The organism is Empedobacter stercoris, assembly GCF_025244765.1.
Classification (GTDB): Bacteria; Bacteroidota; Bacteroidia; order Flavobacteriales; family Weeksellaceae; genus Empedobacter; species Empedobacter stercoris.
Genome location: NZ_CP104209.1, coordinates 1,213,987 through 1,234,383, shown reverse-complemented (window position 1 = coordinate 1,234,383; position 20,397 = coordinate 1,213,987). Strand labels below are relative to the sequence as shown.

The following is a 20,397-nucleotide window of genomic DNA, read 5'->3' as shown; positions in this document are numbered from 1 at the left end:
ACGAATTCTAATTCAATAATGTACAAATAAGTATAGATTGTTGAATAATTATTGTTGAATTAATTGTGAAAATTACGACAACAACGAATATTTCAATTGCTTATACAATAAATAGAAAGGTATTTTTGGAGATTGTATTTTATTCGAATCAATATCTTCTACGATCAATGAAGATCGTGCGTATTGAATGAATTGTAAAGATATTTGCGGTAAATCAAAATGAGATAAATCAAGTTGTTTGCTTGATTTCTTAATTACTTCAAATTTAATGTTAACACAAGATGTTGTATTACTCTGAATTGTTTTACTTGGAGTTGATTTTGTTTGCTGAACATTTTCAACTTCTAAAATAGTATGAATAGAAGCTTTCATGCTACAAGGTGTAAGTAGCATGAAAATCGAAGAAATAATTAAAACAAGACTTCTAAAATTCATGAAACGAAACTAATCATAAAATTTGATTTAAAACGAATTTATAATTAAACTTTAAGAAATTATTAGAATTTCTATCTTTGTCTTGATGAAAGAAAAACCGTTATTTTTTGTATTGATTATTTTAACACTCTTACTTTTTGTGATCAGTTTAAGTGTTGGAAAAGTTCCGATTTCTTTCACCGAAATATTCAGTGTCATTTTTGGGCATTCAGACGAAATGTACCATAACCTTGTACTCAATTTTCGATTGCCAAAATCACTAACAGCTTTGTTGGTTGGTATTGCTTTGCCTATTTCAGGTTTTTTGATGCAAGAATTATTCAAAAATCCTTTAGCAGAACCTTCCGTATTGGGAATTACGTCAATGGCCAGTTTAGGTGTTGCGATTGTAATTTTTCTTTTTTCGATGATTGGATTAGATGAATTTTTAAACAATCCTTGGATTACAATTATAGCTTCATTCTTAGGTGCAATAGTTGCTTTGTTAATGGTTATTTCACTTTCTTTTCGCGTTAAATCATCTGCATCCTTAGTGATTATTGGTTTTATGATTGCTGGTTTAGCAGGCGCATTAATCGGAATGATGCAATATTTTGCACCTTCGGATAAGATAAAAACCTATTTAGTTTGGGGATTCGGTTCATTAAGTGGTTTATCTTGGGAACAATTAGGTGTTTTCGGATTATTTGTTCTAAGTGGAATTATCGTTTCCTTGTTTACTTTACGAGGAATTACAGCTTTGTTATTGGGCGAAAAATATGCACAGTCGTTGGGAATAAATATTAAAAAATTAAGATTAACAATTCTTATTTCAACCGCATTGTTAACAGCTTCAGCGACCGCATTTGCAGGGCCTATTAGCTTTATAGGATTAGCCGTTCCTCATATTTGTAGAACATTATTACGAACAGGCGATATGAAAATTTTATACCGATGGATTTTCGTGTCAGGTATATTTTTTATGTTACTTTTTTCAATCTTGACTGAAATTTTTCCATTTGGAACTTTACCTATTAATATTATTACCGCATTGTTCGGAGCACCAATTGTGATAAGTATTTTGTTGAATAATAAAAATGGAGTGCGATGAAAAGTGAGGTATTAAAATTGGAAAATCTTTCAGTTGGTTATAATGCAAAAAAAATTGTTTCAACGATTAATACTACGATCTTCACAAATGAATTGATTACGATTTTAGGGAAGAATGGAGCAGGGAAATCAACATTGATTAATACCATTTTAGGTTTTGAGAAAAGTCTTGAAGGTAAAATATATTTGGATAATAATTTATTGCAAAAATTATCTTCCCAAGAGATTGCACAACATATCGCTGTGGTTTTACCACGAATGGCAATTGTTCCAAAAATTAGAGTTTCTGAATTGGTAGCGATGGGACGTTTGCCTTATCATAAAGTTTTGAAGAAAGTTTCGAAAGAGGAACAATACTTAATTGATGAGGTGTTAGAACTGGTCGGAATTACCGATTTGGCTCATCTATTTGCGAATGAAATTAGCGAAGGCCAATTGCAATTGGTAATGATTGCGCGTGCTTTATGTCAAGATGCTAAATTGGTAATTTTAGATGAACCAACATCTAATTTAGATTTAGCCAATCGATATAAAATATTTAATTTATTAAATGAATTGAAAACTAAAATGGATAAATCGTTTTTGATGATTACCCATGAAGTAGATTTTGCCTTAGAAAATGCGGATAAAATTTGGTGGATAGAAAAGGGTAACCTTTCTGAAGGAATTCCAGAACAAATAGCATTTGAACATCATATTATTCAGAAATTATCCAACCATAATTTGATGTACGATAAAGCGAATAACCGTTTTTCGACTCCCACTAATTGCACAAAAGTTATAGGGATTAAAGGAAATTCTGAATTAGCTTTTTGGGTGAAAAATGCGTTGATTCGAAATGGAATTTCTGTCGAAAATACTGCCGAAAATCATATTGAAATAACAGAAAATAACATCATCTTTGAAGGACAAAAATTTGAATCGATAGAACAAATCGTAAAATTTGTACAACAGTATGAAAAATATAATCGTAACGGGAGCAAGTAGAGGAATTGGTTTTGAATTGGCAAAACAACATTTAGAATTAGGAAACCGTGTGTTGACAATTTCTCGAAATGTAGATAAATTAAAAGAATTAGAGGTTTACGCAAAAGAAAATCAATATTGGTTTATAGGAATTGATTTGACTAATTTTGATGAGATTTCACAAGTGAAAGAAGCGGTTAATTCTTGGGAGAAAGTAGATGTTTTATACAACAATGCAGGAATTTGTATTAATAAACCTTTTGAAGAAATAAAAGAAGAAGATTTATTAACTTCATGGCAAGTGAATTTTATGGCACCATATCGTTTGATACAAATTTTGATGCCAAAATTTGATACATCATCACATGTTGTAAATATTTCAACAATGGGAGCCGTACAAGGTTCTGTGAAATTTCCAGGATTATCAGTTTATTCATCTTCTAAATCGGCAACAGTTAATTTAACAGAATTGTTGGCAGAAGAATTAAAAGATCATGGTCCAAGAATTAATGCAGTCGCATTAGGAGCCGTACAAACTGAAATGTTAGAAGAAGCTTTCCCTGGATATATTGCGCCTTTACAACCAAATGAAATGGCCGAATATCTTGTTGATTTTGGATTGAATGGTTGGAAATATTTTAACGGAAAAATTCAACAAGCTTCGATTTCTACACCATAAGAATTTAATTTATATAATACCTTTCTAAAGTCGCTCTTGAGCGACTTTTTTAATGTTTCAATACTCGTTTTCTCAAAATATACATCAACGGAAAGCTGCGTATAATCCAAATTTTGAAAAAATATATCCAATTATACTTAAATTATTTTTGGAGCTATTTTCATGTCTCATAGGATAAAATCCTTAAAATTAAATCCTTATTTTTGTAATATGCATATTTTAATAGTAGAAGACGATCAAAGAATGTCAGCGTTAATTCGAAGAGGTTTAGAAGAGAACGGGTTTGAAACAACGGTAGTTTATGATGGAGAAATGGCACTAAAATTGGCTCTTCGTGAAGAGTATGATTTGGTTGTGTCAGATATTATTTTACCTAAATTAAGTGGATTAGATTTTTGTCAAGAATTAAAAAAGTTAAAACCTTTTCTTCCTATTATCATGTTAACAGCTCTAGGAACAACCGATGATAAAGTTGAAGGGTTTGATGCAGGTGCAGATGATTATATGGTAAAACCTTTTGAAATGAGGGAACTTATCGCAAGAATTGGCGTCTTGTCTAAAAGAAAGTACAATATGCAGACGTTATCTTTCATTTTGGAATATGATACATTAGAGATGAATCTCCATACAAAAATAGTGAAAAGAGAAGGGAAAGAAATTAATCTAACACCAAAAGAATTTCGTCTTTTACATTATATGCTCGAAAATAAAGAACGTGTGCTATCTAGAACTGAGATTGCGGAAAAAGTTTGGGATACACATTTTGATACAGGGACTAATTTTATTGATGTTTATATAAATTATTTAAGAAATAAAGTTGACAGGCATTTTGGGGCAAAACTAATTCATACCAAAACAGGTCAAGGATTTATATTTAAGAAAGATGAAAATTAGAATTAGACTGACACTTTTATTTACTTTGCTTACAGCAACTATTCTTTTTTTCTTTGCTTTTATAATTTATTATTCAGCAAAAAAAGACAGAGAAAAAGAATTTTTTGAATTGCTTAAAAAAGAAGCTATAACTAAATCAAATCTTTTTCTTAAAGCTAAAGTTTCATCCGATGTTTTGCATCATATCTATCAAAATAACAGACAAACTCTCAATGAAGTTGAAGTTGCAGTTTATGATCACAACAAAACATTAATTTACCACGATGCAGTAGAAATCGATTTTGTTAAAGAAACAGAAGCGTTATTCGATCAAGTACAGCAAAAAGGTTACATTAATTTCTACCAAGATAGGTGGCAAGTCGTCGGGATGAAATATACTGTAGATGGAATTGATTATTTTGTTACAGCTGCAGCTTTGGATGAATATGGTTACAGTAAAATTAACAATTTATTAAAAAATATTATCCTTATCTATACATTGTCTTTGCTGCTAATTTTATTGTCTGCTTTCTTTTTTACCAATAAAGCGATAAATCCAATCAAGGCGATAACGAGTAAAGCAAAACAAATTTCTGCTTCAAATTTAGATCTTAGAATTGAATTAAAATCAAAAGGAGATGAGTTAGCAGAATTAACAATTACAATCAATCAAATGTTACAACGATTAGAAAATTCTTTTGATTCTCAGAAAAGTTTTGTTTCTAATATAGCACATGAACTTCGTACGCCATTAGCAGCGATAATAACAGAATTAGAAATGGCTTTAGGGAAGAAGCATTCTAATGAAGAATATCAAGAGTTAATCCAATTTGCATTAAATGACACAAAAAGAATTGTTCGTTTATCCAACAGTTTACTTGATATGGCGAAAGCTAGTTACGATCCTTCAGAAATTAATTTTAAAAGAATTAGAATTGATGAAATACTTTTAGATTCGGTGGTTCAGGTTCAAAAAAATAATAAGGAATATAAAGTAGAATTAAATTTTATTCGAATTCCAAACGAAGAAAACGAGGTCGAAGTGAATGGAAATGAATATTTATTAAAAGTTGCTTTTACTAATTTAATAGAAAATGCATGTAAATATTCAATTAATTCCACTTGTGAGATTCAAATTGATTTTGATGAAACCGAAGTGAACATTGACTTTATTAATGAAGGTGAACGGATAAGACAAGAAGAATTAACCATGATTTTTCAACCATTTTATAGAAGTGCTCAACATAAAAATATTCAAGGTCAAGGAATAGGTTTGTATTTGGTGAAAAAAATTATTGATTTGCATTTTGGTCAATTAGCTGTATATACCATAGAAGAAAATAAAACTTTTTTTCGAGTAGTTTTGAAAAAAAACAACTAATAATAAATCATAAAAATAGGAAAAAGCCTGCGTTATTGCAGGCTTTTTTGTTCTAATAAAATTCTAATATTCTTCTAAAAGGTTTCTAACAGCAACTGTTTTCCATGTCATGTAGATTTGCAACAGAAAAAAAATAACAATGGAAACAGATTCCCAATTCGTCAAACAATAAACCAAAGATTCATTTATTACTGCTTTTAAGAGAATTGAAACTTTGGTTATCCTTAAAAAAATATAAAATGAATTTAATAAATTTTACAATGCAGTTAGGATTAGCTTTTCTATTAGGAGCTGCAATAGGTTTAGAGCGTGAATATCGTCAAAAAAGTGCTGGATTAAGAACAAATACCTTGGTATGTGTAGGTTCAGCAGCATTTATCTTAATGTCTTATGCCATTGGAGGAGATGCCGTAGGACGAATAGCTTCATATGTTATCAGTGGAATAGGTTTTTTAGGCGCTGGAGTCATTATGAAAGACGGAGTGAGTGTAAGAGGGTTGAATACTGCTGCAACGATTTGGTGCTCAGTAGCAATCGGGTTATTTGCTGGTTCAGGACTTTCTATACAAGCGGTTATACTTACTTGTATTATAATGTTAGCACATCTATTATTAAGACCGATTAGTAATCAGATTTACCGTTACTCTTTCAAAAATAAAAACCACAAGGATACCGAATATTTATTGGTAATAAAATGTAGAAATGATGTAGAAAATCATTTAAGAGTATTACTAATGCGTTCAATTGAGAATAATGAAAACCTTATGATGAAATCTCTTTCGAGTGATGATGATTTAATAAATGATTCTGTAATGATTTCAGCAGAGATATCAGCAAGATAGTCTTTTAGAAAAAATAGCAAGTCGATTAACCATTGAAAAAGATGTCCAAAAAATTCGTTGGGAAATTATCAGAAATGAAGTTTAGAAATAAAATAGATAGAATATATCTTATGAAAAAATCAAAAGTAACTCTTTTTTTGCTGCTTATTATTGGGAATGGTTTTGTTTTAACAAACAGTTGTAACAGTAAAATAGAACAATCAGAAACAGCAGATTATTACTGGGATAAAAATGAAATAATATTCAGTGATAATTCCACTATTATAACTCAATTAAAAATAGAAAAAGCACAACTTCAGTTGGTAGAGTCTGATTTGAATTCACCTGGAATTGTAAAAACAATTCCAGAACATTTTGCTCAAGTTGCTTCTCCATTTGCTGGACGAGTAGTTAAATCTTTCGTTTCATTGGGACAGCAAGTGAAAAAAGGAGCACCAATATTTGAAATTAAATCTGCAGATTTTTTTGTTGCACAACAAGAATATTTAGCAGCGCAACAAGAATTAAAACAAGCCGAAATAAATTTAAAGCGACAAAAAGATTTATTTGATCATGCTGTTGGTGTAAAAAGAGAATTAGAAGAAGCGCAAACAGATTTTAAAATAAAAAAAATAGCTGTAGATCAAGCTGCAGCATCTGTAAAGGTTTTTAATACTTCTTCTCAAATAGGAATGGGACAATCTTTAATGGTTCGATCGCCAATTTCTGGTCAGATTATAAAAAATGAACTAGTTACAGGACAATATTTAAAAGAAGATCATGAAGCTTTGGTAACAGTAGCAGACCTGTCAAAGGTATGGGTTTCTGCGCAAATAAAAGAGCATAATTTAGGTTTTCTAAAAGAATTAAAAAGAATTTCATTTACAGTTGAGGCCTTTCCCACAATTGTATTTGATGGAAAAATAATTCATATAGGACAAACTTTGAACGAAGAAAGCAGAAGTGTAGAAGTTTTAATTGAAACTGAAAATAATCAATTCCTTCTAAAGCCAGGTATGTATGTTAATGTCGTACTTAAAGGTTTTGGTAAAGAAGAAATTATTCTTCCTTCAAAAGCTGTTTTTCAGGACAAAGCAGATCAATATGTTTTTGTAAAAATTGATGAAAAGAAATACCATAAAACAAAAGTTGTGGCGATAGGTCATTCTGAAGATAATCATTTAGTTCGTGTTACAGATGGATTAAAAGCAGGAGATAAAGTGGTGGTTGATGGAGGAGTGTTTTTAATGGGGGTAAAATAAACGATTGAAATGAACAAATTAATCGAAATGGCAATTGCCAAGAAATGGCTAATGGTGACTTTGTTTTCATTGATAGCTGTATTTGGTTATTATTCTTGGAAGCAATTAGCAATAGAAGCTTATCCAGATATTGCAGATGTAACTTCTCAAATTGTTACGCAAGTTCCTGGATTAGCAGCTGAAGAGATAGAACAACAGATTACTATCCCGATAGAAAGGGAACTCAATGGTTTACCTGGTATGCATGTAATGCGTAGTAAAAGTACATTTGGTTTATCCATTATTACAATTGTATTTAAAGATGGAGTTGATGATTACTGGGCACGCATGAGAATACAAGAACGATTGAATGATATTGACTTACCTTATGGAGCGGAACCTGGATTAGATCCTTTAACGTCACCAATTGGAGAGGTCTATCGTTACATTATAGAAAGTGATACAAAAGACTTAAGAGAATTAACAGATTTACAACGTTTTGTCATTGTTCCTAGAATTAATCAGGTGTCAGGTGTAGCGGAAGTAACAAATTTTGGAGGGATTACAACGCAGTATCAAATAGAAATAGACCCTACTAAATTAACTCAATATAATATTTCACTCAATGATGTTGTCGAAACCATAGATCAAAATAATGTGAACGCTGGTGGAAGTACATTACCTCAAGGAGATATTGGCTACGTAATTAGAGGAATAGGTCTGGTGAAAGATTTGGATGATTTTGGAAAGATTGTTATTAAGACAGAAAATGGAGTACCTATTTTATTATCTGATATTGGACAATTAAAATACGGAAGTGTTGAGCGAAAAGGTGTTTTAGGGTATAGTGACAAAACGAGAAACTATTCAGATGGAATCGAGGGAATTGTATTGTTATTAAAAGGTGAAGATCCATCTACAGTATTAGCAGGTATTCATGAAGCTGTCAATGAACTTAATCATGATATTTTACCAAATGATGTAAAAATTCATGCCTTTTTAGACCGAACAGATTTGGTCGAGACAACACTTAATACTGTTTCTCATACTTTAATAGAAGGTATCTGTCTTGTAGTTATTGTATTAATCGTTTTTTTAGGAAGTTGGAGAGGCGCACTTTTAGTTGCAATCACGATTCCACTTTCATTGCTTATCGCATTTGTTTTCATGCATTTTACCTCTATTCCTGCAAATCTATTGTCTTTAGGAGCGATTGATTTTGGAATTATAGTAGACGGAGCAATTGTAATGATGGAAACCGTTTTGAAAAAAAGAGAGAAAAATCCTACAGAATATTTAAAAGAACATAGTATTTCTAAAGTCGCAAAACAAGTCGCAAAGCCTATATTCTTTGCGACTCTAATAATCATAACGGCTTATTTACCTCTATTTGCTTTTGAGAGAGTCGAACGAAAGCTTTTCACACCAATGGCTTTTACTGTAGGTTATGCCTTACTTGGTGCATTGTCAGTAGCTCTTTTGTTAATTCCAGGGTTAGCATATGTAATGTATAAAAAACCTCAAAAAATTTACCACAATAAATGGTTAGAGAAATTAACACAATCTTATTCATCTATTATCGAGAAAATTATAGTAAAACCAAAAAAAGTTATTTTACCACTTATTATAATTCTTGGTTGTGCAGTAGGTTTATCCATTTCTGTTGGAAAAGATTTTTTACCAACATTGGATGAAGGGTCGATTTGGCTACAAGTTGAATTACCTCCTGGTTTATCAGTAGAGAAATCAAAGGAAATGAGTGATGCATTGAGATCTCATACAATGCAATATGATGAGGTTACATATGTAATGGTACAAGCAGGCCGAAATGATGATGGAACAGACCCTTGGACTGCTTCTCATTTCGAAGTTTCGATTGGATTAAAACCTTATAAAGAATGGCCTAAAGGGAAAACTAAAAATGATTTGATTCGTGAATTGGAAAAAGAATATGCCGCTATGCCTGGATATACGGTAGGTTTTTCTCAACCAATGATAGATGGTGTAATGGATAAAATATCAGGTACACATAGCGAATTGGCAGTTAAAATTTATGGTAAAGAATTTACCGAAACACGTAAAATAGCTGAAAGTATGATGAAAGAATTGAAAAAGGTAAGAGGGGCGGTTGATGTTTCAATTGATCAAGAACCTCCATTACCTCAATTGCAGATTCATGCTAATCGAGATAAAATTGCTCAATATGGACTAAATGTGTCTGATGTTGCTGAATTAATTGAAGTTGCAATCGGAGGTAAAGCGATTTCTCAAATCTTTTTAGATGATAAAGTGTACGATTTTATTTGTCGGTACAAAGAAGATAGTCGAAATACACCAGAAAAAATAGGACAATTGAGTTTGACTAATATAGATGGTATAAAAATACCTTTAGCACAAGTGGCAGATATCAAGCTTAATACAGGAGAGAGTACGATTACGCGCGAAATGAATAAGCGACATTTAACAATAAAATTAAATTTAAGGGACCGCGATTTAGGTTCCTTTCTAAAGGAAGCTCATGATAAAATAGAACAAAATATAACTTATGATCATCGCTTATATCATCTCAAATGGAGTGGTCAATTCGAAAACCAAAACCGTGCATACAAAAGACTTTCAATCGTTATTCCAATTGCAATTCTAGTCATGTTCACTCTTTTATATGTTGCATTTGGAAACTTGAGACAAGCTTTGTTATTGATTGGAATCATTCCCTTAGCTGTATTTGGAGGTATGTTAGCATTAAATGTAAGAGGGATGACATTGAATGTTTCTTCTGCAGTTGGCTTCATTGCGCTATTTGGAGTAGCTATTCAAAATGGTGTGATAATGCTCTCTCAATTCAATCTATTAAAAAATCAGGGAATAGACCTTTTAGAAGCAGTTATTGAAGGAACAAAAAATCGTTTTCGACCTGTTTTAATGACAGCTACTGTGGCTATTTTAGGTTTATTTCCTGCCTCGTTATCAACAGGAATCGGATCGGATGTACAACGTCCATTAGCAACGGTAATAGTATATGGTTTATTATTTTCAACGGTTATTACACTTTTTGCACTTCCAGCATTATACTATATGATCGAAAAAAAATGGGGAAGAAATTCTTTGGATAAGTCTATAAATAAATAAGAAGGAGAAAAATGAAGAAATATTGGTTCATATTGGTTTGTGTTTTAATACTTCCAAATAGTTTATTAATGGCTCAACAAACTAATGGGTACGAACTAGCGTATAAGAAGTTTATCCAAACAGTCGAAACAAATAACATCTTATTGGCTTCAGAACGCTTTAATGTAGCTATAGCTGAATCGGAAATTATTAGTGCAAAAGCATTTGAGGATCCAGAACTTCAGTTTGCATATTTTGATAATGGAGAAACCAACAGAAAGATGGGAATAGGATATTCAGCAGAAGTTGGATGGTTAGTAGAATTAGGAGGAAAAAGAAAAGCTCGAATTAATTTGGCTAAAAGCGAATATGAATTGACGAAACTGATTCTTTTGGATTACTTTAAAAATTTAAAAGCTGATGCAACATTGGGTTTTTTACAAACAATCTATCAGAGAGAGTTATTGAATGTTAAAAAGAATTCTTATGAAATGGTGAATCAGCTTGCAAATTCGGATGAGATGAGGTTCAAGTTGGGGGATATTTCAGAAACTGACGCTAGACAAAGTCGATTAGAAGCTCAATCATTAAAAAATGAAGTCACTCAAGCAGAAACAGATTTAGCAGCATCATATATTCGATTGGCTATTTTTATGGGAGTTGATTCAGTAAATCAAATTACGACTGTTGGTGAATTGAGAACATTTTACCGAGATTTTGATTTGGATCATTTGGTTGAAATAGCAATAAATAATCGTACTGATCTGTCCGCAGCATTACAAAGTAAAGAGGTTAGTCAAAAGATGATAGCGTTAGCCAAAGCTAATCGTGCAATAGATTTGGGGTTGATGCTAGGTGTTGAACATTCAGGAGAAGTTCGCAATTTAGCTGCTGAAACCCCTCAGTTTACACAAATAAAAGGGGGAGTGAATATTCCTTTAAAATTTTCAAACAGATACAATAATGAATTGAAAATAGCTAAAATTCAGCTGAATCAAGCAGAATTAAATTATAAACAAATTGAGATAGAAATTAAAACTCAAGTAAAAGAAGCATATACATGGTACGAGGCATATAAAAAACAAATGAAACAATTTGATGATGAAATTGTAAACAATGCTAACTTAATAGTAGAAGCAAAAAAATACAGTTACAGTAGAGGGAATACTTCTTTATTGGAAGTATTAGATGCGCAACGCACATACAACGAAATACAAGTTCAATATTTAGAGATGTTATTTAATTGTGCATTAGGATTAATAGAACTTGAAAGAACAGTGGGGATGTGGGATATTGATTTTTAAAGGGAATTATTTAAAACTGCTAAATCTCATGTTTCAACACTCGTTTTCTAAAAATATACATCAATGGAAAGCTGCGTAAAAACATCCAAACGCCAAAAGAAATCCAAATACCATAAATGTTCAATCCGAAATAATCAGTGAGATAAAGAGTAGGTAAAAAGCCTAAAAAAGTAGCAAAAATCAAGTTGTTTCGAAGTAGTTTAGCATCTCCCATTCCTTTGAAAAAACCGTCAAAAATATAAGCAAGCGTATTAATAGGTTGCATCATTAAAACTATCCAAAAAACAGCATTGAAAATGTTGAGTACATTTGGATCTTGATTAAAAATTGCACCTATTTGATTATAAAAAACAAAACAAATTGCAATCAAAATACAAGCAATTAGAACAGAGTATTTGGAGATATCCTTGCTTAGAATCCAAAGTTTAGGATAATTTCGTTCGCCTTGCAATCGTCCTGCCATAGCATTTCCAGCTCCTGCATATCCATCAATAAAAAAGGAGAAAAATAACCAAATATTCATCAGAATACTTTGCGCAGCGATATAATCTTTTCCATAATCCGTAGCATAAGAGTTGGCAAGGAAAAAGGCGACATTAAGTGAGGCTGTGCGTAAGATAAAATTAAAACTAAGGTTGATATATTTTCTAAATAAAGGATGTAGCGATGTTCCAGGATTTAGGTTGAATGAGGTTTTTGTAAAATAGTAATAAAACGCCATGATAACCATAATAAATTGTGCAATAAGACTCGCGTAAGCAGCGCCTTTGATATGTAATGCAGGAATAAGTCCTTCAATACCAAAAATCAAAATATAATCTAAAAAAACATGGATTATCGCTGCTGTTAAACTACATTTCATTGCCCATAAAGTATTCTGTATTCCTCTAAAAGCGCCAAAAAGTGTTAATGAAATAAGTGTAAGAGGAAATCCAAAAGCTCTGATTTTATAGTATTCAACCGAAAATTGAAGAACTAAATCTGTGGCATTGTAAAGTTCGAAAAGATGTTGAGCAAAAAAGTAGGTTGGAATAAAAATCAATAAACTTAAAAAGATATTAAAATACAAGGCTTGAGGAACCAAGTTTTTGATAGTTTCTAATTTATTTGCACCAAGACTTTGAGAGACCAAAGATGAAATAGATGTTTTCGTTTGGGCAACGATCCAAATTATACCAGATAAAAAAGATCCAACTAAACCAGTTGCAGCAAGGGCTTCTACAGAATGTTCAGATACGTTACCAACCATTGCGATGTCGGTTAATGTAATCAACGATTCGGCAATTCCAGAAAAAATGGCTGGAATTGCAAGTTGATTGATTTGTTTGAACGTAATTCTATCCGAAACCAAATTCATACTAACGTATTATTGTTTTACACGTTTGTAAGGTGGTTTGTTTTTGATGAGTTGACTTAACATGAATAACGTAATTCCGACTAAAGAGAAATATCCCAAAAGCGGTAATCCTGGAATGTTGTATTCATTGTATTTGAACATGAAAATACAACCTAAATATCCAGCAAAAATTAAATAATAAATTACTTTTTTGAATGATCCGTAATTAAATTTTCCTCGAATAAATTCAATTAAATTGAAAAGAATTAGTACAAAATAAAATCCGAAAAAGATATAACGTAATGGGTTTATACGACGATCAGTCATTCTCACATTAATCATTAAATCATAATTGTAAATACCATTATAAATTAATAACAATAAGATAAAAATGATAATAAAACGAAGTGCTTTCATATAAGATATTGGATTAAAAAAAGCTGTTTTGGAACAGCTTTTAAAAAAAAATTATTTTTGAGGTTTAAAATCTAAAGATAGTGAATTTATGCAATATCGTAAACCCGTTTGTGTAGGACCGTCATCAAAAACATGGCCTAAATGACTTCCGCAATTTCCACAAAGAATTTCGGTTCTTATCATTCCATGCGAAGAATCTACACGTTCTACAATTTTTCCAGCTGCAATCTCTTTATCAAAACTTGGCCAACCACAATGTCCGTCAAATTTAGATTCGGAAGAAAATAATTCTTCGTTACAAGCGGCACAAGTGTAAATACCATTTTCGAAATGCATATTAAATTTTCCAGTAAATGGACGTTCTGTTCCTGCTTCTCTTAAAACGTAGTATTCTTCTGAAGTAAGTTCTTTTTTCCATTCTTCTTCCGTTTTATTTACTTTAAATTGAGGTTTCTCATTCATCGCAATCGTATTTTGTGGTTGTTCTACTTTTTGTTCATCTTTTTTGTGTTGCGAAGTACATGAAACGCTAAAGTTTACAAGTAACGCTACAACAATAAAAGAGGTATATTTTTTTAAGCAATCCATTGGTTATATTTTTCAAATGCTTGCCTGATTTCATCTTCAGTACAAATTACATCATAACGACAATGTCCAATTTTATTAATCAAACTAAAGTTGATTGAATTGTTTTGGTTTTTTTTGTCGTGTTTCATCCATTTCATCAAGTTAGGGAAAATCTTCATGTCAATTGTATTTAATGCATACATCGACGCAAAGCTTTCGCACACTTCTTCTAAATCAGCTTTAGAAATTAATTCTTGATCGTAACTAAGAAACGTCTCAATAATCATTCCGATTACGATTGCTTCTCCATGCAAAAGTGGAAAATCTGTTTCTAACGATTCACTTTCGATTGCATGACCAATGGTATGGCCAAAATTTAAAATCTTACGTTCACCTTTTTCAAAAGGATCATTGTTCACAACATTTTCTTTTATTTGGATAGAATCCATAATAAATGGCGCTAAAGATTCGGCGTTATGAGAAGGTAATTGAACTAAATTATCCCAATGATCACGATTTTTAATTAATCCATGTTTTAACATTTCGGCCAAGCCAGATTTTACCTGACGTTGTTCCAAAGTCAATAAAAAATTGGGATCAACCAATACCATTTCGGATTGATTAAATGTGCCGACCATATTTTTCATTCCTTCTATATCAATTCCATTTTTACCACCTGCAGAAGCATCTACTTGAGATAATAATGTTGTTGGAATGTTGATAAACTTGATACCACGTTTGAAGGTGGAAGCCATAAAACCTCCCATATCGGTTAAAACACCACCGCCAACATTTATAACCAATGAGTGACGATCTGCACCCAATTCGCTTAATGCTAACCAAAGATTATTTACGGTTTCGATGTTTTTATTTTCTTCTCCCGAATCAATTTCAAGGATTTCGTAAGCAGAAATGTTATCCAAATCAGCTAATAAGATTGGTAAACAATGCACATGTGTGTTTTCATCTACCAAAAAGAAGATAGAAGAAAAAGTGTTTTTTGCAAGGTAATCGTCTAATATATATGCGATTGAACCAAAATGAATCGGAGCTGATTTCAAAACGGAAAAATATTTTTTAAATGTGCCTAAAATTACGGCGACCTTTTTACATCAACCAAATATTTTAAATGATTTATTTTAGGCTGTTATATTGATAAAACTCTATTGAACGTATGAGCTTATAGAATAATTATTTTAAATTTGCACAAATTCTTAATTAATGAATATAATTCTTTTTGATGGTGAAGAATGGGAAAATCTTTTGCCTCTGACGTTTACTAAGCCAGTAGCGTCATTACGAATGGGAGTTTTAAGCTTTGCCGAACGTTGGGAGAAAATTCTAAATTCGTCCATTTCATATAAAACTCAACACTATTTAGAAGAAAAATTTTCGACACATTTACAATCAGAAAATATATTCATTAATCCTTCATTTTTTCCGACAAAAGAGTTAATACAAGCCATAAAAAATATAGAATTAAATACATCTATTGTTTTTGAAAATCAACTTGTAGCGGTGAGAACAACAGAAGCAGTACCAACGATTACGACCAAAATTATTGAGTTAGATCAAATTATTCATATCAAAAATTCGTGGGATTTATTTACTTATAATTTCCAAGCAATAGAATTTGATTATGATTTATTAACAGAAGGTAGAAAGTCACAACCAATTTCACAAACAAACCAAGTTTTACACGCTGAAAGAATTTTTCTTGAAGAAGGTGCAAAAGTAGAATTTTCGATTTTGAATGCGTCTGAAGGTCCAATTTATATTGGAAAGGATGCAGAAATTATGGAAGGTTCTATGATTAGAGGTGGATTAGCTTTGTGTGAACATGCAAAGATAAACATGGGTGCAAAGATTTATTCAGGTTGTACAATTGGTCCATTTTGTAAAGTGGGAGGAGAACTGAATAATGCAATCTTAATGGCTTATTCTAACAAAGGACACGATGGTTTTTTAGGAAATGCTGTAATTGGTGAATGGTGTAATTTGGGAGCGGATACAAACAATTCAAATCTTAAAAATAATTATGCAGAGGTGAAATTATGGAGTTACAAAGAGGCTCGATTTGTAAAAACTGGTTTACAATTTTGCGGATTGATTATGGGAGATTATGCAAAATCTGCAATTAATACACAATTTAATACTGGTACAGTTGTTGGTGTTTGTGCCAACGTTTTTCAATCTGGGTTTCCACCAAATATGATCAAACATTATAGTTGGGGAGGACAATCAGATGCACCAATATTTAGTTTTGAACGTGCTTGCGAGGCTGCAGAGAAGATGATGGAAAGAAGAAAAGTGGAATTTACTTCTACTGATGAGAAGATTTTAAAACATATTTTTAATTTAAATAATAACTAATTTAATAAAAAGTAAATAATTAGATTTTTAGTTAAAAATTGTTAGAAATTAATTTTACAAGTTAAATTTTTAACAATTAATTAAAAAATCCGTAATTTTGCTTTTTGTTAGAAAAGAATATTTGTGAAATGACTGGTAAATATAAAAACGTTTTAGAGTTAATTGGAGACACTCCATTAGTTCAGTTAAACAGAATTAACCAAGACATTCCAGGCGAAGTTTATGCAAAGTTAGAATGTTTCAATCCTGGACATTCAACAAAAGACAGAATAGCTTTACATATCATAGAAGAGGCTGAAAAAAAAGGTCTATTAAAACCTGGTGCTACTATTGTAGAAACAACTTCAGGTAACACTGGATTTGCAGTAGCGATGGTTGCTATCGTAAAAGGATACAAATGTATCTTAGCGGTATCGGATAAAACAAAAGCAGAAAAAATTTCATTTTTGAAAGCAATGGGTGCAAAAGTATTTTTATGCCCAGCGAATGTACCTGCTGATGATCCAAGATCATATTATGAAGTGGCAAAACGAATTGCTGCGGAAACACCAAATTCTCTTTATATAAATCAATATTTTAATCAAGGGAATACAGAAGCTCACTATTTAACAACAGGTCCTGAAATCTGGAATCAAACGGAAGGTAAAATTACTCACCTTATTGGATGTACAGGAACAGGAGGAACTTTGACAGGTAGTGCACGTTACATAAAAGAGCAAAATCCTGATGTAAAAGTCATTGGAGTTGATGCTTATGGATCAATCTTAAAAGGATATCACGAAACGGGTAAAATTGATCAAAATGATATCTATCCGTACAGAATCGAAGGAATGGGAAAAAATTTAGTACCAGGAGCTTTAGATTTTGAAATGGTTGATAAATTTATAAAAGTTACTGACGAAGAAGCTGCTTATCGTACAAGAGAAATTGCTTTGAAAGAAGGAATTATGGCAGGTTATACTTCAGGTGCTGCAACACAAGCGTTTAAACAACTGGCTGAAGCAGGAGAATTCGATGAGAATTCTTTGGTTGTAATTCTTTACCCAGACCACGGATCTCGTTACATGACAAAAGTCTTTAGCGAAGAATGGATGGCGGAAGAAGGTTTTACAAACAGCAGGCTTAATGGTTTAGAAGCTCGTGCAACTGTAGAACGAATTAAATAATACGTATATTTGTAAAAATTAAATAGTAAAGTAGGTTGTGTTTGTTCACTTTCTACTTTTTTTTCAATTAATCAAAAAATTAAACTATAATAAAATGGACATTTTTGAACGTTTAAAACAAAATCCTGGACCATTAGGTCAATTCGCTGATTACGGTGAAGGTTATTATGTTTTTCCTCAATTAAAAGGAGAAATTGGACCAGTAATGGAATTCCAAGGAAAAAAAGTAATTACTTGGTCAATCAATAACTACTTAGGCTTAGCTAATCACCCTGAAGTTCGTAAAGCTGATGCTGACGCTGCTGCAGAATATGGTATGGCTTACCCTATGGGAGCTCGTGCAATGTCTGGACAAACAGATTATCACGCACAATTAGAGCAAGAATTAGCTGATTTCGTTCAAAAAGAATCTGCTTATTTAATGAACTTTGGATACCAAGGAATGGTATCTACAATTGATGCTTTAGTTTCTAAAAATGATGTAATCGTTTATGATGCTGAATGTCATGCTTGTATTGTTGATGGTGTTCGTTTACATTTCGGAAAACGTTTTATTTTCCAACACAATAACATCGAAAGTTTCGAAAAAACAATTATTCGTGCACGTAAATTAGCTGACAAACAAGGCGGAGGTGTTTTAGTGATTACAGAAGGTGTTTTCGGAATGACAGGTAAACAAGGAATCTTGAAAGAAATTGCTGCTTTCAAAGATGAATATAAATTCCGTTTATTAGTAGATGATGCACACGGTTTTGGAACTTTAGGTAAAACTGGAGCTGGAGCTGGAGAAGAGCAAGGTTGTCAAGATGCAATTGACATCTATTTCTCTACTTTCGCAAAATCGATGGCTGGTTTCGGAGCTTTTATTGCTGGTAATAAAGATATTATTCGTATTTTAAAATACAACTTACGTTCTCAAATTTTTGCAAAATCATTGACAATGCCAATGGTAATCGGAGGTTTAAAACGTCTTGAGTTATTACGTAATCATCCAGAGCTTAAAGATAAGTTATGGCATAACGTTGAAAAAATTCAAAAAGGTTTACAAGAAAGAGGATTTGATATCGGAGGGTCTAACACTTGTGTTACACCAATCGTATTGAATGGTTCTCCTATCGAAGCAACTGTTTTAGCAAAAGAAATGCGCGAAGAGTACGGAATTTTTGTTTCTGTAGTTGTGTATCCAGTTATTCCAAAAGGAATGATTATCTTCCGTATTATCCCAACTGCTGCTCACGAAGATGAGCACATCGAATATACTTTAAATTCTTTCGCAGAAATTAAAGATAAATTAGCAGATGGTTACTACAAAAGAAAGGCTGAAGAATTGAATGTTGATTTCGTTCAATACTAAAAAAGAATTCATTCAGAAATTATATAACCCTAAACTTTTACAGTTTGGGGTTTTTTGTTTGTAAGTCTGTTCAAAAGTTAGCTTTAGAATCGCTTATAAGAATTTTTGATTTACTATATTTGTTACAATTTAATACACACAAACACACAACAATTTTAATTATGAAAATTCACAATTTTAGTGCAGGACCATGCATTTTACCACAAGTTGTTTTCGACAAAATGGCGCAAGCTTGTTTAGATTTCAATCATTCAGGAACATCTATCTTAGAAATTTCTCATCGTCGTAAAGATGCAGTTGAAGTAATCGATACAGCAAGAGCTTTGGTAAAAGAATTAATGAATGTTCCAGAATCGCATGATGTTTTATTTATGCAAGGAGGAGCTTCTTTGCAATTTCCTACAGTTGCTTATAATCTATTGAAAGAAGGAGGGAAAGCTGCTTATACGCAAACTGGGAAATGGGCTGAGAACGCTATTAAAGAAGCAAAACGTTTCGGTGAAATAGAAGTTATTGCATCTTCTAAAGATAAAAATTACAACTATATTCCAAAAGCATATTCTATTCCAACAGATGTGGATTATTTTCACTGTACATCAAACAACACGATTTTTGGAACACAAATAAAGGAGTTTCCAAATTCTCCGGTTCCTATGGTTTGTGATATGTCATCTGATATTTTGTCAAAACATGTAGATGTTTCAAAATTTGGTGTGATTTACGCTGGAGCTCAAAAAAATATGGGACCTGCAGGTTCTGCAGTTGCAATTGTTCAGAAAGATTTATTAGGTAAAACAGGACGTAATATTCCTGATTATTTAAATTACGAAACGCATATCAAAAAAGAATCATCGTTCAATACTTGGCCTGTAATTGCGATTTATGGAGTTATGTTAAACTTACAATGGTTAAAAGAACAAGGTGGAGTAGAGGCTATTGCAAAAGTAAATACTAAAAAAGCAGACGCCATGTACACAGAAATTGATCGTAATGGATTGTTTACAGGAACTGCTGCTACAGAAGATCGTTCGCAAATGAATGCAACTTTTGTTTTGAATAATGAAGATTTAAAAGCTGATTTTGATGCTTTATTAAAAGAAGCTGGAATTGTTTCACTTGCTGGTCACCGTGATGTAGGTGGATACCGTGCATCAATGTATAACGCTTTACCATTAGAATCAGTTCAAGTTTTGGTAGAAGTGATGAAACAATTTGAACAAAAATTTGGTTAATCATTAGACATTAGATGTTCGATATTAGTATTGAGAAATATTTTATCTAACATCT

Annotated in this window: 18 protein-coding genes; 13 read left to right on the top strand and 5 right to left on the bottom strand. The window is 31.9% G+C overall.

Annotated elements, in window-relative coordinates; genetic code table 11:
* Nucleotides 1-72 precede the first annotated feature (72 nt).
* The gene (locus NZD85_RS05795) at nucleotides 73-372 is read right to left on the bottom strand and encodes a hypothetical protein (RefSeq protein WP_225539065.1); all 300 of its coding nucleotides are present in this window, start codon (nucleotides 370-372) and stop codon (nucleotides 73-75) included.
* Nucleotides 373-520: 148 nt separating this feature from the next.
* Between NZD85_RS05795 and NZD85_RS05790 the strand changes: the two genes are divergently transcribed.
* The 9 genes from NZD85_RS05790 to NZD85_RS05750 all read left to right on the top strand — a co-directional run bounded on the left by NZD85_RS05790 (nucleotide 521) and on the right by NZD85_RS05750 (nucleotide 11,897).
* A complete protein-coding gene (locus NZD85_RS05790) occupies nucleotides 521-1,525 on the top strand; it encodes a FecCD family ABC transporter permease (RefSeq protein ID WP_171622892.1) in 1,005 nt (334 codons plus the stop codon).
* The gene (locus NZD85_RS05785) at nucleotides 1,522-2,511 is read left to right on the top strand and encodes an ABC transporter ATP-binding protein (RefSeq protein ID WP_225539067.1); all 990 of its coding nucleotides are present in this window, start codon (nucleotides 1,522-1,524) and stop codon (nucleotides 2,509-2,511) included. The genes NZD85_RS05790 and NZD85_RS05785 overlap by 4 nt, the downstream gene beginning before the upstream one ends.
* Nucleotides 2,480-3,169, top strand: a complete 690-nt coding sequence (locus NZD85_RS05780) for an SDR family NAD(P)-dependent oxidoreductase (RefSeq protein ID WP_260544122.1) — start codon at nucleotides 2,480-2,482, stop codon at nucleotides 3,167-3,169. The genes NZD85_RS05785 and NZD85_RS05780 overlap by 32 nt, the downstream gene beginning before the upstream one ends.
* 210 nt (nucleotides 3,170-3,379) lie before the next feature.
* Nucleotides 3,380-4,063 carry a response regulator transcription factor gene (locus NZD85_RS05775; protein ID WP_171622927.1) on the top strand — a complete coding sequence of 228 codons (684 nt, stop codon included), beginning with the start codon at nucleotides 3,380-3,382 and terminating at the stop codon, nucleotides 4,061-4,063.
* Nucleotides 4,053-5,423 carry a HAMP domain-containing sensor histidine kinase gene (locus NZD85_RS05770; protein WP_225542136.1) on the top strand — a complete coding sequence of 457 codons (1,371 nt, stop codon included), beginning with the start codon at nucleotides 4,053-4,055 and terminating at the stop codon, nucleotides 5,421-5,423. Before NZD85_RS05775 ends, NZD85_RS05770 begins: the two co-directional genes overlap by 11 nt.
* A 239-nt stretch (nucleotides 5,424-5,662) precedes the next feature.
* Nucleotides 5,663-6,265 (top strand): MgtC/SapB family protein, encoded by a 603-nt coding sequence (locus NZD85_RS05765; protein ID WP_260544118.1) that lies wholly within the window; start codon nucleotides 5,663-5,665, stop codon nucleotides 6,263-6,265.
* A 110-nt stretch (nucleotides 6,266-6,375) separates the two neighbouring features.
* The gene (locus NZD85_RS05760; RefSeq protein ID WP_225542134.1) at nucleotides 6,376-7,506 is read left to right on the top strand and encodes an efflux RND transporter periplasmic adaptor subunit; all 1,131 of its coding nucleotides are present in this window, start codon (nucleotides 6,376-6,378) and stop codon (nucleotides 7,504-7,506) included.
* A 9-nt stretch (nucleotides 7,507-7,515) separates the two neighbouring features.
* Entirely contained in the window at nucleotides 7,516-10,614 is a 3,099-nt protein-coding gene (locus tag NZD85_RS05755) for an efflux RND transporter permease subunit (RefSeq protein WP_171622898.1), read from the top strand.
* An 11-nt stretch (nucleotides 10,615-10,625) separates the two neighbouring features.
* Nucleotides 10,626-11,897 (top strand): TolC family protein, encoded by a 1,272-nt coding sequence (locus NZD85_RS05750; protein WP_260544115.1) that lies wholly within the window; start codon nucleotides 10,626-10,628, stop codon nucleotides 11,895-11,897.
* 19 nt (nucleotides 11,898-11,916) lie between these two features.
* Here NZD85_RS05750 and NZD85_RS05745 read toward each other — a convergent pair whose 3' ends face one another.
* Genes NZD85_RS05745 through aroB form a run of 4 tightly spaced genes read right to left on the bottom strand, consistent with a single transcriptional unit; the run spans nucleotide 11,917 to nucleotide 15,278 of the window.
* Entirely contained in the window at nucleotides 11,917-13,254 is a 1,338-nt protein-coding gene (locus NZD85_RS05745; protein WP_260544113.1) for an MATE family efflux transporter, read from the bottom strand.
* A 9-nt stretch (nucleotides 13,255-13,263) separates the two neighbouring features.
* Nucleotides 13,264-13,650 (bottom strand): hypothetical protein, encoded by a 387-nt coding sequence (locus NZD85_RS05740; protein WP_260544110.1) that lies wholly within the window; start codon nucleotides 13,648-13,650, stop codon nucleotides 13,264-13,266.
* Nucleotides 13,651-13,701: 51 nt separating this feature from the next.
* Nucleotides 13,702-14,238, bottom strand: coding sequence for a peptide-methionine (R)-S-oxide reductase MsrB (gene msrB, locus NZD85_RS05735; protein WP_317619463.1), 537 nt, complete (start codon nucleotides 14,236-14,238; stop codon nucleotides 13,702-13,704).
* Complete coding sequence (gene aroB, locus NZD85_RS05730) at nucleotides 14,226-15,278, bottom strand: 3-dehydroquinate synthase (protein WP_260544107.1); 1,053 nt, start codon at nucleotides 15,276-15,278, stop codon at nucleotides 14,226-14,228. Before aroB ends, msrB begins: the two co-directional genes overlap by 13 nt.
* 160 nt (nucleotides 15,279-15,438) lie before the next feature.
* Here aroB and NZD85_RS05725 point away from each other — a divergent pair, with 160 nt between their 5' ends.
* The 4 genes from NZD85_RS05725 (at nucleotide 15,439) to serC (ending at nucleotide 20,342) form a co-directional block, all read left to right on the top strand.
* Entirely contained in the window at nucleotides 15,439-16,590 is a 1,152-nt protein-coding gene (locus NZD85_RS05725; protein WP_260544105.1) for a GlmU family protein, read from the top strand.
* A 128-nt stretch (nucleotides 16,591-16,718) separates the two neighbouring features.
* On the top strand, nucleotides 16,719-17,756 hold the full coding sequence (locus NZD85_RS05720) for a PLP-dependent cysteine synthase family protein (protein WP_260544102.1): 1,038 nt from the start codon (nucleotides 16,719-16,721) through the stop codon (nucleotides 17,754-17,756).
* A 94-nt stretch (nucleotides 17,757-17,850) separates the two neighbouring features.
* The gene (locus NZD85_RS05715; protein ID WP_171622906.1) at nucleotides 17,851-19,110 is read left to right on the top strand and encodes an aminotransferase class I/II-fold pyridoxal phosphate-dependent enzyme; all 1,260 of its coding nucleotides are present in this window, start codon (nucleotides 17,851-17,853) and stop codon (nucleotides 19,108-19,110) included.
* Between the two features lie 161 nt (nucleotides 19,111-19,271).
* Nucleotides 19,272-20,342, top strand: coding sequence for a 3-phosphoserine/phosphohydroxythreonine transaminase (serC, locus tag NZD85_RS05710; protein WP_171622907.1), 1,071 nt, complete (start codon nucleotides 19,272-19,274; stop codon nucleotides 20,340-20,342).
* Nucleotides 20,343-20,397 lie beyond the last annotated feature (55 nt).

Coding starts and splice junctions, on each gene's coding strand:
- NZD85_RS05795 (WP_225539065.1), bottom strand. CDS start 372: ATGAAAGCTTCTATTCATACTATTTTAGAAGTTGAAAATGTTCAGCAA.
- NZD85_RS05790 (WP_171622892.1), top strand. CDS start 521: ATGAAAGAAAAACCGTTATTTTTTGTATTGATTATTTTAACACTCTTA.
- NZD85_RS05785 (WP_225539067.1), top strand. CDS start 1,522: ATGAAAAGTGAGGTATTAAAATTGGAAAATCTTTCAGTTGGTTATAAT.
- NZD85_RS05780 (WP_260544122.1), top strand. CDS start 2,480: ATGAAAAATATAATCGTAACGGGAGCAAGTAGAGGAATTGGTTTTGAA.
- NZD85_RS05775 (WP_171622927.1), top strand. CDS start 3,380: ATGCATATTTTAATAGTAGAAGACGATCAAAGAATGTCAGCGTTAATT.
- NZD85_RS05770 (WP_225542136.1), top strand. CDS start 4,053: ATGAAAATTAGAATTAGACTGACACTTTTATTTACTTTGCTTACAGCA.
- NZD85_RS05765 (WP_260544118.1), top strand. CDS start 5,663: ATGAATTTAATAAATTTTACAATGCAGTTAGGATTAGCTTTTCTATTA.
- NZD85_RS05760 (WP_225542134.1), top strand. CDS start 6,376: ATGAAAAAATCAAAAGTAACTCTTTTTTTGCTGCTTATTATTGGGAAT.
- NZD85_RS05755 (WP_171622898.1), top strand. CDS start 7,516: ATGAACAAATTAATCGAAATGGCAATTGCCAAGAAATGGCTAATGGTG.
- NZD85_RS05750 (WP_260544115.1), top strand. CDS start 10,626: ATGAAGAAATATTGGTTCATATTGGTTTGTGTTTTAATACTTCCAAAT.
- NZD85_RS05745 (WP_260544113.1), bottom strand. CDS start 13,254: ATGAATTTGGTTTCGGATAGAATTACGTTCAAACAAATCAATCAACTT.
- NZD85_RS05740 (WP_260544110.1), bottom strand. CDS start 13,650: ATGAAAGCACTTCGTTTTATTATCATTTTTATCTTATTGTTATTAATT.
- msrB (WP_317619463.1), bottom strand. CDS start 14,238: ATGGATTGCTTAAAAAAATATACCTCTTTTATTGTTGTAGCGTTACTT.
- NZD85_RS05725 (WP_260544105.1), top strand. CDS start 15,439: ATGAATATAATTCTTTTTGATGGTGAAGAATGGGAAAATCTTTTGCCT.
- NZD85_RS05720 (WP_260544102.1), top strand. CDS start 16,719: ATGACTGGTAAATATAAAAACGTTTTAGAGTTAATTGGAGACACTCCA.
- NZD85_RS05715 (WP_171622906.1), top strand. CDS start 17,851: ATGGACATTTTTGAACGTTTAAAACAAAATCCTGGACCATTAGGTCAA.
- serC (WP_171622907.1), top strand. CDS start 19,272: ATGAAAATTCACAATTTTAGTGCAGGACCATGCATTTTACCACAAGTT.